The following is a 13,671-nucleotide window of genomic DNA, read 5'->3' as shown; positions in this document are numbered from 1 at the left end:
ATACTCCAGGGCACTGCGAACATGGCTGACGGCACAGATCAGAAATCCTCCAACCAGATGTGGGGCGGGCGTTTTGCCTCCGGTCCATCAGCCATCATGGAAGAAATAAATGCCTCCATCGGCTTCGACAAGAAGCTTTATGCCCAGGACATCCGCGGCTCTATGGCGCATGCCACCATGCTGGCATCTAAAGGCATTATTTCAACGGAAGATAAAGACAAGATCATCGAGGGTCTGAACACGATCCTGTCAGAAATCGAAGCCGGCACCTTCGAATTTTCGCGCAAGCTCGAAGATATTCACATGAACATCGAAGCGCGCCTTGCGACCCTCATCGGCACGGCAGCCGGCCGCTTGCACACCGCACGTTCGCGCAACGACCAGGTGGCGCTCGATTTCCGCCTGTGGGTGAAGGAAGAACTGCAGAAGACAGAAGGCATGTTGACCGCTCTCATCGCCGCCTTCCTCGATCGCGCCGAAGAAAATGCCGATACCGTGATGCCCGGCTTCACCCATTTGCAGACGGCGCAGCCTGTTACTTTCGGCCATCATTGCATGGCTTATGTGGAAATGTTCGGCCGTGACCGCGCCCGCGTGCGCCATGCCATCGAACATCTGGACGAAAGCCCGATCGGCGCCGCAGCACTTGCCGGCACCGGCTACCCGATCGACCGTCATATGACGGCGAAGGCGCTTGGTTTCCGCGAGCCGACCCGCAACTCCATCGATACCGTATCCGACCGCGATTTCGCGCTGGAATTCCTGTCGATCGCTTCCATCTGCGCCACGCATCTGTCGCGTCTCGCCGAAGAAATCGTCATCTGGTCGACGCCGCAATTCGGCTTCATCCGGCTGTCGGATGCCTTCTCGACTGGCTCGTCGATCATGCCGCAGAAGAAGAACCCCGACGCCGCCGAACTGGTGCGCGCCAAGACCGGCCGCATCAACGGTTCGCTGGTAGCGCTTCTGACGGTTATGAAGGGCCTGCCGCTTGCCTATTCCAAGGACATGCAGGAAGACAAGGAACAGGTTTTCGATGCCGCCGAGAGCCTGGAACTGGCGATTGCCGCCATGACCGGCATGATCCGCGACCTTGAAGTGCGCAAGGACCGCATGCGCGCCGCCGCCGGTTCGGGTTACTCCACCGCCACCGATCTTGCCGACTGGCTGGTGCGCGAGGCGGGCCTGCCCTTTCGCGATGCCCACCATGTGACCGGCAATGCCGTGGCGCTGGCGGAAAAGAAGGGCTGCGATCTTGCCGATCTGTCGCTGGAAGAGTTGCAGGCCATCCACCCTGATATCACCAAGGGTGTTTTCGACGTTCTTTCGGTGGAAGCATCGGTCGCCAGCCGCACCAGCTTCGGCGGCACGGCGCCTTCCGAAGTGAAGAAACAGATTGCCTGGTGGCGCGGACGCAACTGATAAGCCGATTTGACGTCGTCACCCCGGACTTGATCCGGGGTCCAGTGCGATCAAGTCTTTGATCGCAGAAGAGTCTTTTCACGTCGCAGACGCGCCGTGGCTGGATGCCGGATCAAGTCCGGCATGACGGAGGAGAGATTTTCGCGCTTTGCCCCAGTCTGAGGGTGCACAAGCGCCCTGTTTTTCGTTATCAGAGAGGCACATATTTCCTTTGGACAGGCTCATGCTTTCAAAAACCGCGCGTAAACTCATCGTTCCCATCGGCATGACACTCGCTGTCAGCCTTGTTCTCAGCGCCTGCGGGCGTAAGGGCGACATCGATCCCCCGAGCACGCCGGTCGAAATGCGCAACAAGCGCAATGCCGACGGAACGGAGACGAAGCCGGCAACGGCGGAACGCCCGTTCATCCTCGACAAGCTTCTCTGACGGGTAAAAAGCCGTGAACCATTTTGGCTATATCGACGGCGTACTGCACGCCGAAAACGTGCCCGTGCCCGAGATCGCCAAGGCGGTCGGCACGCCGTTCTATGTATATTCGACCGCGACGCTGGAGCGCCACTACAAGGTGTTCTCAGGCGCGTTTGCTGATGTGGACGCCATGGTCTGTTATGCCATGAAGGCCAATTCCAACCAGGCGGTGCTGAAAACGCTGGCAAAGCTCGGCGCCGGTATCGACGTCGTTTCCGGCGGCGAATTGCGCCGCGCGCTCGCAGCCGGCGTGCCGGCAAGCCGCATCATGTTCTCCGGCGTCGGCAAAACGGTGGCGGAGATGGATTACGCGCTGGAAGCGGGCATCTACTGTTTCAACATCGAATCCGAGCCGGAACTGGAAGTCCTCAACCTGCGCGCGGTCAAGGCGGGCAAGCGGGCGCATGTCTCCTTCCGCATCAACCCGGATGTGGATGCGCGCACCCACGCGAAGATTTCCACCGGCAAGAAGGAAAACAAGTTCGGCATTTCCTATGAGCGGGCACGGGCGGTCTATGCTCATGCCGCCACTTTGCCCGGCATCGAAGTCACCGGCATCGACATGCATATCGGCAGCCAGATCACCGAATTGCAGCCCTTCGAGGATGCCTTCCGCTTGCTGCGCGAACTCGTGGAAGTGCTGCGCGGGGATGGCCATGCTATCAGCCACGTCGATATTGGCGGTGGTCTTGGCATTCCCTATCGCGAGGATAACAATCCGCCACCGCTGCCGGATGCCTATGCGCATATCGTCAAAAACGAGTTGAAAAGCCTCAACTGCAAGATCGTCACCGAGCCCGGACGCCTGATCGTCGGCAATGCCGGCATTCTGGTGACGGAAGTCATCTATGTAAAGGATGGCGGTGACAAGACCTTCGTCATCGTCGACGGCGCCATGAACGATCTCATCCGCCCCACGCTTTACGAGGCCTATCACGGCATCCGCCCGGTGGTGCAGCCGGCCGAGGACACGCCACGCATCAAGGCCGATATTGTCGGCCCGGTCTGTGAGACCGGCGATTATCTGGCGCTGGATCGCGAGATGGCGACACCTCAGCCGGGCGATCTCATCGCCGTCAGTTCCGCCGGCGCCTATGGTGCCGTACAGGCCGGCACCTATAATTCGCGCCTGCTGGTGCCGGAAGTGCTTGTCAAGGGTGACAAGTTCCACGTCATCCGTCCGCGTGGCACCTATGAGGAGCTGATCGCGCTCGATTCCGTACCTGACTGGCTCGACTGACCGTCTGTCATACGGCTGGTTGATCACAATTGAGCGAAGCTGCCTAAAAAATGGGGGTGAGGGCTGAGGCGCCCTCGTCTTCGCCACAAAGAATGTTATCCTTGCCCCAGTGATATGAACAGCTCGCCGTTCCGGGAATGGCGTTCGACGTGGCCAGAACCGGGAGAACGGATTGATGACCACAGCCGGAGAGGACAGGACAGGCAGAAAGCGCCCGACCGGCGCATTCGCGCAGCGGCCGGACCTTGCACGCCGGGTTGCGGCCAAGCGCTTCTTCGCAAAAATTGTGCTGTTTTCCGAAAAAATGGCCCCGAAGACGTTGTGGCCGCTGTCCATCGCCGCCGTGTTTCTGGCGCTCGCCTGGTTCGGCCTTTACCGGCACATGCCGGATTTTCTGCGCCTCGGCATTGTTTTCGTACTTGTTTTTGGCTTCATCGCCACACTCCTGCCAATCCTGCGGCTGAAATGGCCAACCGACAATGACGCCTCCCGTCTGCTTGAAGACCGCAACGGCATGGCGCACCAGCCGGTCGGCGTTCAGGAAGACGAACCGGCCTTCGATACGCCTTTTTCCCGCACGCTCTGGAAAGAACACCAGATCCGCATGGCCGAGCGCATTGCCGCGCTCAATGCCGGCCTGCCGAAACCCGATATCGCCCGTTATGACCGCCTGGCGCTGCGCGCCGTTCCGGCACTGCTTCTGGTCACCGCCTTCGGTTTTTCCTATTCGAACGGCGCGGGCACGGTTGCAGATGCATTCCGCAGCCGGCCGGCCGTTGGTCCGCTCAACCCCGATATCCGTCTCGATGCCTGGGTCACACCGCCCGCCTATACCGGCCGCGCGCCGATTTTCCTGACCGGACGTGATGCGAGCGGCCGCGACGCGGTTTCAGTACCGCAATCCTCCAGGCTGACGATCCGCATGACCGGCGGCGATGGCGGTGAGGAAGTGACCTTCGAGCCGGAAATGGCCGGCGCATTGCAGAAGCTTGCACCCGAAGCTGTACGCGCCGACAGCGCCAGCGGCGATGTCGCGGTTCAGACGCCGGCACGCTCGACGGATCAGCCCATTGCGCCGCGCACCTTTGCCATGGATGTCACCGAAAGCGGCATGATCAGTGCCAATGGCGAACAATGGGTGTTCAACGTCATTCCTGACCAGCCGCCCAGCATCGCCTTCGACAACATGCCGCGCCGCGCCGTCAACGGTGCGCTGGAAATCGGCTTCACCGCCAAGGACGATTATGGGCTGAAGGAAGCCCATGCCATCATCGAGCCACTCGGTGTAGCGGAAGGCGCGACGGCACTTTACCCACCGCCGGAATTCAAGCTGGATCTGCCGCGGCAGAATAATCGCGAGATCAAGGGCCTGACCAGCCGCAACCTGACCGAACATCCGATGGCCGGCAAACGCGTGCGCATCACGCTGGTGGCAACCGACGGTGCGGGCCAAACGGGCCGCAGCCCTGCGCATGAAATGGTGCTGCCGGGCCGCAATTTCTCCGAACCGCTGGCAGCTTCCATTGCCGAACAGCGGCAGATTTTCTCGCTTGATACACGCCAGATGCCGAAGGCAATCGCCTATAACGAGGCGGTGGGCCTGCGGCCGGAAGAGACCATTCCCAACACCACGCACTATCTGCTGCTGCAATCGGCGCAGACCCGCATGCGGCTTGCCTATAATGACGAAATGCTGAAGAACACGGCGGATTACCTCTGGGAAATCGCGCTCGGCATTGAGGATGGCGATCTTTCGCAGGCGGAAAAGCGTCTGCGCGATGCGCAGACCGCGCTTTCCGAGGCGCTGCAGCGCAATGCCTCGGATGAGGAAGTTGCCAGGCTGATGCAGGATCTGCGCGAGGCGATGCAGCAATTCATGAGCGAGCTTGCGCAGCGCATGCAGAATGCGCCGCAGACCAACATGAATCAACAGGCGCAGAACGTATTGCGCCAGCGCGATCTGGAAAACATGATGAACCAGATCGAGAACCTTGCCCGCTCCGGCAATCGCGACGCGGCGCAGGAAATGCTTTCGCAGCTGCAGCGCATGATGAACAATCTGCAGGCTGGCCGCCCGCAACGTCAGGGCCAGCAGGGGCAGCAGCAGAGCAGCAAGATGCGCCAGCAGATCGACAAGCTGGGCGAAATTCTCCAACAGCAGCAGAAGCTGATGGACGAGACCTTCAAGCTCGACCAGGCTCTTCGAGACCGCATGCAGCGCGGCGACCCCCAGCAGGGCGGCGAAGGCGAAGATGACCAGCAGATGGGCGAAAACGGCCAGCCGCCGCAGCAGGGTCAGCAAGGCCAGCAAGGCGAACAGGGTCAAAATGGTCAGCAGGGTGGACAACAGCCGAGCGACCAGATGACCGCCGAACAGCTGCGCGAGGCGCTGAAAAACCTGCGGGCGCAGCAGGATGCGCTCGGCAAGCAGCTCGGCGAGCTGCAGCAGGGCCTTCGTGATCTCGGCATGGAACCGGGCGAAAACTTCGGCAAGGCGCAGCAGGAAATGCAGGGCGCCGGTGAAGCGCTCGGCAAGGGCCAGGGCGAACAGGCCGTCGAAGGACAGGGCAATGCGCTGAACGCGCTGCGCCAGGGCGCACAGGACATGATGGGCCAGATCATGCAGGCCATGCGCCAGCAGGGCCAGCAACCGGGTCAAGGGCAGGAAGGCATGGCCGGTCAGGGCGGCCAGAACGGCCGCGACCCGCTCGGCCGCCCACGCAGCACCACCGGCCCGGATTTCGGCGATCAGGTGAAGGTGCCTGACGAGATCGACGTGCAGCGCGCCCGCGAAATCCTCGAGGCCATCCGCGAGAAACTCGGCAACAACCCGCCGGGTGAGATCGAGCGGCGTTATCTGGAGCGGTTGCTGGATATTCGGTGAGGGTTGCGCACGGGTAATGGTGCGCCTCGTTACATCCTGTTTCAGAAGCTAAAGTTTCCGTCATGCCGGACTTGATCCGGCATCCAGTTGGCGCGCGTCTGCGCGGCGGAAAGAGTTCCATCAGCCCAAGGACTTGGGCTGGCTGGATTCCGGCTCAAGGCCGGAATGACGGAGGTAGGGAGCTACGCTGAGCCAGGAGCTGACCAACAAAAAGGGCGGCCTAACAGCCACCCTCCCAATCCCTGCGATCCTGTCACTCAGGCCGCCAGCGCCCGCGCCACGGCTTTGCGAATATCCGGAAGCGCAAAGGGTTTGGACACCACGTCCACGATCTTCGTCGCCAGATCATCGGCCCGTTCACGCTGCTCGGCATAACCCGTCATCAGCAAAATGCGCATGGCCGGGAAGCTCTCGGCGGCGCGGTGCGCCAGCTCGATGCCATCCATGACCGGCATGCGGATATCCGAAAGAAGAAGATCGAAACTGGTCTCCTGAAGCTTCTCCAGCCCCTGCTCGCCGTCAGCCGCCTCATGGGTCTCGTGACCGTCGAGACGCAGCGCGCGGGCAACGAAAGCCCGCAATGCATCCTCGTCTTCGGTAATCAGAATTTTCGCCATTAATCATTGCTCCTGGGGCATCTCCAGCCATGAGCAACATCGCAGGCTCCTCTTTTCAAGAGGTAAACACCCAGGCCCTGGCTGGGTGAATGGTTAATGAGGCGTCTCCGCCCTGTGCCGTTCCGGCACGGCAAATATGCTCAGGCGTCGCCTGTGACCACGCCGACGAAAGGCAGTTCGCGGAAAGCATAGGCAACATCCATGCCGTAACCCACGACGAAATAGTCCGGACATTCGAAACCGACATAGTCGGCCTCCAGATCTTCCTTGCGCTTGACCTTCTTGTCGAGCAGCACGGCAATGGTGACGTTGCGCGCGCCGCGCTCATAAAGCAGTTCCTTGGCGAAACGCAGCGTGCGGCCGGATTCGAGAATATCGTCGATGAGAAGGACATCGCGGTCCTTCACGTCGCTGTCGATATCCTTGACGATCCTCACACCTTGCGAGACCGTGCCGGCGCCATAGCTCGACAGCGTGATGAATTCGACTTCGGGAGCAAGACCACTGTCATGCAGCGCCCGGATAAGATCGGCTGCGAAAATAAACGATCCCTTGAGCACGGCAATGACCAGCAAATCCTTGGTCGGGCCACCGGCAATGTGCTTGGCCATATCGCGATTGCGCTCGGCGATCTGCTCGGCGGTGTAGAGCGGCTCGATGTTTTTTCCACGGACGACGGGCATTCTTTCTCCTGTGCTGCGCCTTGCCGATTTTACCTTTCAGTAAAAATACGAAGATCACGCGTTAGCACAGTCAACGTTCGGACGCACCCGCCTCGACGAAGGAAAGCTTGATCTCTGGCGTTTTTCCACCGGGATGGCGCAACTTTGCCGAAAAACCGTGGCTGAAACCGGGCTGCATCTCTCGCACCGGCGGTTCAATGACCATGCTGGCCACCAATTGCCCCTTGGCGGCAAAGAGATCGGCGCGAAGGGCCGGCACCTCTTCCAGATTGCCGCCATTATTCTCCACGATGCCACTGATGAGCAGGATATCCATGCCGCCCGCCTCCTGCGGCGTAACCGTCACGTGAGAAATCGCGAGCGGGTTTGCCGCGGCGACGGCCTGCTTTTCCGGCACGACCACCGAAAGGCCACCGGAGCAGACGAAAACGAAAATGGCGAGCCCCGCAACCAGCGCTGAATAGGCATCCGCCGAGAGGCGCGACAATCTGCGATCCAGCCAGCCGATGAAGGCAAGGCCAAGCGTACCGATGGTGACGGGTGGTTTTGCCATCTGCCGGCGTGCCGCGCCGCGATTGTCGTTTCCGGGCTGACGTGCACGGTTTTCCTTGATGGTGACAAATTCCGCGTCTACCACGTCGTGGATCGGATTTGCCGTCCGCGCCGTGCGGCGCACCGGCGTTTCCGGCATCAGGAGGTCGAAATCGAATGCCGCTTGCCGGCGAGATGAACGGAACATAGCCATAGAATTCCTTGGATGAGGTTTTCCGGCCCGCAAAACTGGGCATTGCAACGAATCCTGCCAAGTTTTAAATTTAATTGGTTAATGCTTCGCAAAAACGGCTCGCGCAGGCCACCGGAACCGGGTTACACCGCGACATCCGGCCCCCAAGCGCCAGCGGTTTGCGAACCACCACGAAACGAAGAGACTGGAAGTCCGTTGATCCATTTCGAAAATGTCGGGTTGCGTTACGGCATGGGACCCGAGATCCTGAGGGACATGACCTTCGATATCCCCAAGGGTTCGTTCCAGTTTCTGACCGGCCCCTCGGGTGCGGGCAAGACCTCACTGCTGCGCATGCTTTTGATGTCGCTGCAGCCCACCCGCGGCAATATTCGCATGTTCAACCGTGATGTATCACGCATTCCGCGCAGCGAACTGCCGATGCTGCGCCGCCGTGTCGGCATCGTCTTTCAGGATTTTCGGCTGCTGGATCATCTGACGACCTATGAGAATGTCGCCCTGCCGCTGCGCGTGCGCGGCAAGGAAGAAAGCGCTTACCGCAACGATGTGATCGAGCTTCTGAAATGGGTCGGGCTTGGCGAACGCATCAATGTGCTGCCGGCCATTCTGTCCGGTGGCGAAAAGCAGCGCGCCGCCATTGCCCGCGCCCTTATGGACCAGCCGGAAATATTGCTGGCCGACGAGCCGACCGGTAACGTCGATCCGCCGATGGCCAAGCGCCTTCTCAACCTCTTCCTGGAACTCAACCGGCTGGGCACGGCTGTTGTCATCGCCACCCATGATTTTGCGCTGATGGACCAGATCGACGCACGCCGGATGATTCTGACTGAAGGGCGGCTCGACATCTATGAATGAGATCACCCGCAAACAGCTGACCCCGGAAGCGGCCCAGCCGAAGCGCCCGCCCATGCGCATCCGCCCGATGGCGCCCATCCTGCCGCCGTCGAACATTCAGGGCAATGCGCTGATGGTGGTGATCGCCATCATGGCCTTTCTCGCCTGCCTGACGCTCGGCGCCGTCTCCATGGTGCGCGCCACCGCCGCCACATGGCAGAGCCAGATTTCCCGTGAGATCACCATCCAGATCAAGCCCGAGGACGGGCTGGACATGAATGCGGCGCTCAACAAGGCGCGCAATCTGGCGCTCACCTTCGTCGGCACGCGGGATGGCACGATCCTTGACGATGCGGCGACATCACGCCTGCTGGAGCCATGGCTCGGCAGCGGTCTTGACCTTTCCGAACTGCCCATACCGCGCCTCGTCGTCATCACCATCGATGAAAACAATCCGCCTGATTTTCAGGCGATGCGGGACATGTTGAAGGCCGAGCTTCCGCAGGCATTTCTGGACGACCACCGCACATGGGTGGACAGGCTTGTCTCCATGGCCAGAACGACGGTCATGATCGGCCTCGGCGTTCTGATCCTCGTTTTCACCGCCATGGTATTGACGGTGGTGTTTGCGACACGCGGAGCGCTTTCCGGTAACCGGCATATCGTCGAGGTGCTGCATTTCGTCGGGGCGGAAAGCAGCTTCGTGGCACGGGAATTCCAGAAACACTTCCTGAAGATCAGCCTAAAAGGGGCGGCGGCGGGCGGCGCGCTCGCGGCCGCGGTTTTCCTTGTTGCCGGTTTCTGGCAATCGAGCACGGTCGCCACGCCGCAGAGCGATCAGGCAAGCGCGCTTTTCGGTTCGTTTTCCGTTGGTCTCGGCGGCTATATCGGCATCGCCACAACGATGATCGTCATAGCACTTCTCACCACCATCACGGCGCGCGTGACCGTCATCCGCACCATCGACGATATCGACCGCGTCCGCTCCGATCCGTCGAAAAGTGATGGCCTCACATCGTGACCTTGCCCCCGAAATCCCATGGCAAACTGAAACCGTCACCATCCGGATGTAACCTGCGGACGGTGGACAAAAATGCCTGTTCCTTGCCTTAATCGGCGAGTATTCAGGAGGAATGTTTGTGAGTCGGATGGACCAGGATCAGACGACCACGCGACCGGCCAAAAAGGGCCTGTTGTCGCGGCGTGGTCCGTTGCGCCGTTTTATTCGCGGTTTTATCCTTCTTTGCGTTGTTCTCCTCGGCGTTTTTTTAGGCGGTTTCCTGTGGTTCGCCGATTCCGTTGCCTCCATGCGCCCGCCGGAGGGCACGAAGGGCGATGCCATCATTGTTCTGACCGGCGGCTATCAACGCATCGAACAGGCGGTCGGCCTGCTGCGTGATGGCGTGGGCAAACGTTTGCTGATTTCCGGCGTCAACCCGGCCACTACCCGCTCGCAGATCCGCAAGATGACGCAAGGCTCATCCGACATGTTTTCCTGCTGCGTGGACATGGGTTACAAAGCCATAGACACGATCGGCAATGCCAATGAAGCCGCAAGCTGGATACGCGATCACAACTACTCCTCGATCGTCGTCGTCACCAACAATTATCATATGCACCGCAGCCTGCATGAATTACGCAGCGCCAGCCCGCAGACGCAATTCATTGCCTATCCCGTCATCAGCGCTGATCTTGCCCGCACGAACTGGTTTGTGGAGCCGGATGTGGTCAGAACCATGCTCTATGAGTATCTAAAATTCGTGGCGGCGGCAGGACGTGATCTCACCGGCTTCGGCAAGGGCGATGGCCTGCGCAAGGCCGCCGCTGACCATTCCACCCCGAAGGTGGCGGCTGCGTCTCCATGAGCGGCAAGAAACGCGCTTGCTGCGGGGCCTTGTTTTCGTGTAGGCGTCTGGCATCGGCATCCGGCATCGAGGCGTATCAACGCTTCGGAACGGCTGCGCCCCGGGAAGGCTGTTGATGCTCAAGCTGCGCTCTTTTCTTTTTAATACGCTGTTTTATCTCAACCTGATCGTCCGCATGATTGTGCTGACACCGATCTATTTCATTCTGCCGCGCAAGATCGCCTTCGAAATTCCCAAGAACTGGGCACGGTCCAACCATTGGCTGATGAAAACCATCGTCGGCACCAACTTCGAGATCGAGGGGCTTGAGAACATTCCCGAAACCGGCTGCATCTTTGCGCCCAAGCATCAATCCTTCTGGGATACCTACGCACTGCTGCCCAATCTGCCGGACCCCGTCTACATTCTGAAACGGGAATTGATGTGGATTCCGCTGTTCGGCTGGTATGTGATGAAACAGCGCATGATCCCGGTCAACCGCGCCGCGCGTGGTAAGGTCATGCTGAAGGTGATGGAGCGGGCGAGAGAAGAAATGGCGGCTGGCCGCGAACTCATTATCTACCCCGAAGGCACACGCCGCCCGCCCGGTGCCGAGCCCGAGTACCGTTACGGTATCGCCCGGCTTTATCGGGATCTGCAGGTGCCGGTCATTCCCGTCGCCATGCATCCCGGCCTCTTCTGGCCACGCCGTTCGACCATGCGTTATCCCGGCCATTTCAAGGTGCGTATCCTGCCGGCTATCGAGCCGGGGTTGGACCCCGACGTGTTTTTCAAGCGGCTGATCGACGTCACGGAAAAGGCGAGCGACGAGTTGTTGCTGGAAACCGTGCGCAACAACCCGCACCTCCCGCTGCCGCCAACCGCCATCAAGCGCATCGCCGAGCTTCAGGGCACGGAAACAACCCCCGCCGGCTGAGCCGCAATCGTGCCGACATTGGCGGCGATGCTTTCCAGCAGGGAGTCGCGAATGCCCATATCCTGTAGATGCTGCACGGTATTAAAAACGTAATCCGTGTTCGGGCCGGACCGACCCGAGGCAGTCGCGACAATGGTGGCCGCTTCGGCCACAGCAAGACCGCCAATGTACTGCTCATGCGCAGGGTCGGCCACATAGGTCACGGCACTGCCGCGCCTGCCATCGGCAAATGCGATGGCAACCACCCGCTCCTTGTAGACATTCGTCACCAGTTCTCGCTCGCGCAGATAAGCCATGACGGGATCATGATCCCTGCCTCGCACGCGAAATGCGACACCGAGGCAGGAGCCACCGCGTTCCAGACCCAGCACGAGACCGGGCTTTTCCGTGGTGCCCCTGTAAAAGTTGGAACTGATGCAGAGCGAGCGCCGATAACCATGCAGCCGCGCCTGCTGCTTCTCCTCAAAGGCAAAGCCGGGGTTCCACATCAACGAACCGTAGCCAAAGACCCAAAAATCGTCCATATCCCAAGCCAAATCAAAATTCCCTGAAGTCTGTTCATCGGAGATCAATATGGCAGCGTCAAGCCAATCCGGCACGGCCAAAAAATTCCTCTGGCTCGCCATCGCCGTCGCGGTGGTCATCGGACTTTATACAGCCGGGTGGTTTTATGCCGCCGACAGGCTGAAGCAGACGGTACTGAACGTCATTGCTCCATCACAGGCGAGGAATGTCAGCGGCGAATGCGGCGATATCGCCTTCCGCGGTTATCCTTTCCGCATCGGCCTCTTCTGCTCAAAGGTGACCGTGGACGACAGCGGGAACGGCGTTTCAGCGTCTTTCGGCGAACTTCGGTCGGCGGCGCAGGTCTATAATCCCGGCCACATCGTCTGGGAACTCGATTCGCCAGCGGAAATCCGCTCCGCCCATGGCCTGAGCGTTTCAGCCTCCTGGCAGAACATGCAGTCGAGCATCGTCACCAAACTGAAGGGCATCGACCGCAGCTCGCTCGTCATCGACGGGCTGAAGGCGCAGGCGGTTTCCTCCGTCACCGGCCAGACGATCGACTTCGATGCCGTCAAGACGGAGATGCACCTGCGCCAGAACGGCGCCGATCTTGACGGCGCGATCACCCTCACCGACTCGGCCACCGTCATCAAGGACTGGCCGCAGGTTCTTCCCCGCCTCGATGCCATCGTCGATGTGACGCTCACCGGCAAGGCGGGCATGGTGGACGGCAGCGATACGTCAGGCCTTTACGGCACGAGCGGCGAGCTTCGGCGGCTGGCGGCCGATATTGGCGACGGCCGCACCATGCGCATCAGCGGTCCCTTCTCCTTTGACAATGAGGGCTATCTCTCCGGTCAGTTCAAGCTGGAAATCGAAAAGCTCGGTGCATGGTCGGACAATGCCAAACAGGCGTTTCCGCAGCTGCAATCCACCATTGATACCGCCCGCAAGCTGCTCGGCGCGCTTGCCGGCGGCGGAGACAGGGCATCCGTCGACCTCGTGGTGGATCGCGGCCGCGCCACTGTCAGCGGCTTTATTCCGCTGGGGAAGATTCCGCCGATCTAAGAGAGAGATTTTGTAAAAAATACCTCAGCGGCATCCTGAAATTTTGAAAGATTCAGGATGCCGGCTTCTTTATATCCATTGCGACGATGCCACGCCTGAGGTTCCTGCTCGTCCTGCTGGCTGGACGTCATCACCAGTGAGGCACCCTGCTCACGCATCAGGGTTTCCCAAAAAGCTGTAAGCGATGCGCCAACGCCAAGCCCGCGAAACTCGGAAACGACGCGGATCATGTCCATGTAGGGAATCTTACCCCAGAACATCGAGAACCGCAGAAAACCGACCAGAATCGTATCTTCTTTCGCGACGAGATATTCGCAGTGTCCGACGCAGCGCCGCAACCAATCCTCATCGATCCATTTGTCTTCCCGCAGCAGCCATTCGATATCGTCATCCGTCGCAGCCGATATCAATATCATGCCAG

14 protein-coding genes are annotated in these 13,671 nt (G+C 60.0%); 9 read left to right on the top strand and 5 right to left on the bottom strand.

The genetic code is table 11. The features are described 5' to 3' along the window. The first annotated feature begins 21 nt into the window (after window positions 1-21). The 4 genes from argH (at window position 22) to M0412_RS14475 (ending at window position 6,015) form a co-directional block, all read left to right on the top strand. Complete coding sequence (gene argH, locus M0412_RS14490; protein ID WP_269699087.1) at window positions 22-1,422, top strand: argininosuccinate lyase; 1,401 nt, start codon at window positions 22-24, stop codon at window positions 1,420-1,422. A gap of 223 nt (window positions 1,423-1,645) precedes the next feature. Next, a complete protein-coding gene (locus tag M0412_RS14485) occupies window positions 1,646-1,849 on the top strand; it encodes a lipoprotein (protein ID WP_003497438.1) in 204 nt (67 codons plus the stop codon). Between the two features lie 13 nt (window positions 1,850-1,862). After that, on the top strand, window positions 1,863-3,131 hold the full coding sequence (gene lysA, locus M0412_RS14480; protein ID WP_269699085.1) for a diaminopimelate decarboxylase: 1,269 nt from the start codon (window positions 1,863-1,865) through the stop codon (window positions 3,129-3,131). 175 nt (window positions 3,132-3,306) lie between these two features. Next, the gene (locus M0412_RS14475) at window positions 3,307-6,015 is read left to right on the top strand and encodes a TIGR02302 family protein (protein ID WP_269699084.1); all 2,709 of its coding nucleotides are present in this window, start codon (window positions 3,307-3,309) and stop codon (window positions 6,013-6,015) included. 257 nt (window positions 6,016-6,272) lie between these two features. Here the strand turns inward: M0412_RS14475 and M0412_RS14470 are convergent, their stop codons facing one another. From M0412_RS14470 to M0412_RS14460, 3 genes are all read right to left on the bottom strand, one after another. Beyond that, window positions 6,273-6,632, bottom strand: coding sequence for a response regulator (locus M0412_RS14470; protein WP_006310388.1), 360 nt, complete (start codon window positions 6,630-6,632; stop codon window positions 6,273-6,275). A 140-nt stretch (window positions 6,633-6,772) separates the two neighbouring features. Continuing rightward, a complete protein-coding gene (hpt, locus tag M0412_RS14465) occupies window positions 6,773-7,315 on the bottom strand; it encodes a hypoxanthine phosphoribosyltransferase (protein WP_003497442.1) in 543 nt (180 codons plus the stop codon). Window positions 7,316-7,385: 70 nt separating this feature from the next. Further along, on the bottom strand, window positions 7,386-8,054 hold the full coding sequence (locus tag M0412_RS14460) for a hypothetical protein (protein WP_269699080.1): 669 nt from the start codon (window positions 8,052-8,054) through the stop codon (window positions 7,386-7,388). 201 nt (window positions 8,055-8,255) lie between these two features. On the opposite strand from M0412_RS14460, the gene ftsE reads away from it, so the two are divergent. From ftsE to M0412_RS14440, 4 genes are all read left to right on the top strand, one after another. Further along, complete coding sequence (ftsE, locus tag M0412_RS14455; protein ID WP_046799830.1) at window positions 8,256-8,915, top strand: cell division ATP-binding protein FtsE; 660 nt, start codon at window positions 8,256-8,258, stop codon at window positions 8,913-8,915. After that, a complete protein-coding gene (locus M0412_RS14450) occupies window positions 8,908-9,915 on the top strand; it encodes an ABC transporter permease (protein WP_142841489.1) in 1,008 nt (335 codons plus the stop codon). The genes ftsE and M0412_RS14450 overlap by 8 nt, the downstream gene beginning before the upstream one ends. A gap of 127 nt (window positions 9,916-10,042) precedes the next feature. Continuing rightward, on the top strand, window positions 10,043-10,759 hold the full coding sequence (locus M0412_RS14445; RefSeq protein ID WP_161991357.1) for a YdcF family protein: 717 nt from the start codon (window positions 10,043-10,045) through the stop codon (window positions 10,757-10,759). A 115-nt stretch (window positions 10,760-10,874) separates the two neighbouring features. Continuing rightward, the gene (locus tag M0412_RS14440) at window positions 10,875-11,675 is read left to right on the top strand and encodes a 1-acyl-sn-glycerol-3-phosphate acyltransferase (RefSeq protein ID WP_269699078.1); all 801 of its coding nucleotides are present in this window, start codon (window positions 10,875-10,877) and stop codon (window positions 11,673-11,675) included. Here M0412_RS14440 and M0412_RS14435 read toward each other — a convergent pair. Continuing rightward, the gene (locus tag M0412_RS14435) at window positions 11,645-12,199 is read right to left on the bottom strand and encodes a gamma-glutamylcyclotransferase (protein WP_269699077.1); all 555 of its coding nucleotides are present in this window, start codon (window positions 12,197-12,199) and stop codon (window positions 11,645-11,647) included. The two genes, M0412_RS14440 and M0412_RS14435, sit on opposite strands and share 31 nt — an antisense overlap. Window positions 12,200-12,248: 49 nt before the next feature. On the opposite strand from M0412_RS14435, the gene M0412_RS14430 reads away from it, so the two are divergent. Continuing rightward, complete coding sequence (locus M0412_RS14430) at window positions 12,249-13,250, top strand: DUF2125 domain-containing protein (protein ID WP_269699076.1); 1,002 nt, start codon at window positions 12,249-12,251, stop codon at window positions 13,248-13,250. Here M0412_RS14430 and M0412_RS14425 read toward each other — a convergent pair. Beyond that, window positions 13,247-13,666 carry a GNAT family N-acetyltransferase gene (locus M0412_RS14425; RefSeq protein WP_269699075.1) on the bottom strand — a complete coding sequence of 140 codons (420 nt, stop codon included), beginning with the start codon at window positions 13,664-13,666 and terminating at the stop codon, window positions 13,247-13,249. The genes M0412_RS14430 and M0412_RS14425 overlap by 4 nt on opposite strands. Window positions 13,667-13,671: the final 5 nt, after the last annotated feature.

It is taken from the genome of Agrobacterium sp. O3.4 (genome assembly GCF_041414895.1).
GTDB lineage: Bacteria > Pseudomonadota > Alphaproteobacteria > Rhizobiales > Rhizobiaceae > Agrobacterium > Agrobacterium cucumeris.
The sequence above is the reverse complement of the archived record's forward strand: the minus strand, read 5'-3'. Positions and strand labels throughout refer to the sequence as shown.

Excerpts from the sequence above, each read along its gene's own strand:
- argH (WP_269699087.1), top strand. The coding sequence starts at position 22 with ATGGCTGACGGCACAGATCAGAAATCCTCCAACCAGATGTGGGGCGGG.
- M0412_RS14440 (WP_269699078.1), top strand. The coding sequence starts at position 10,875 with ATGCTCAAGCTGCGCTCTTTTCTTTTTAATACGCTGTTTTATCTCAAC.
- M0412_RS14475 (WP_269699084.1), top strand. The coding sequence starts at position 3,307 with ATGACCACAGCCGGAGAGGACAGGACAGGCAGAAAGCGCCCGACCGGC.
- M0412_RS14485 (WP_003497438.1), top strand. The coding sequence starts at position 1,646 with ATGCTTTCAAAAACCGCGCGTAAACTCATCGTTCCCATCGGCATGACA.
- M0412_RS14435 (WP_269699077.1), bottom strand. The coding sequence starts at position 12,199 with ATGGACGATTTTTGGGTCTTTGGCTACGGTTCGTTGATGTGGAACCCC.
- M0412_RS14460 (WP_269699080.1), bottom strand. The coding sequence starts at position 8,054 with ATGTTCCGTTCATCTCGCCGGCAAGCGGCATTCGATTTCGACCTCCTG.
- M0412_RS14450 (WP_142841489.1), top strand. The coding sequence starts at position 8,908 with ATGAATGAGATCACCCGCAAACAGCTGACCCCGGAAGCGGCCCAGCCG.
- M0412_RS14425 (WP_269699075.1), bottom strand. The coding sequence starts at position 13,666 with ATGATATTGATATCGGCTGCGACGGATGACGATATCGAATGGCTGCTG.
- hpt (WP_003497442.1), bottom strand. The coding sequence starts at position 7,315 with ATGCCCGTCGTCCGTGGAAAAAACATCGAGCCGCTCTACACCGCCGAG.
- M0412_RS14445 (WP_161991357.1), top strand. The coding sequence starts at position 10,043 with ATGGACCAGGATCAGACGACCACGCGACCGGCCAAAAAGGGCCTGTTG.
- M0412_RS14430 (WP_269699076.1), top strand. The coding sequence starts at position 12,249 with ATGGCAGCGTCAAGCCAATCCGGCACGGCCAAAAAATTCCTCTGGCTC.
- M0412_RS14470 (WP_006310388.1), bottom strand. The coding sequence starts at position 6,632 with ATGGCGAAAATTCTGATTACCGAAGACGAGGATGCATTGCGGGCTTTC.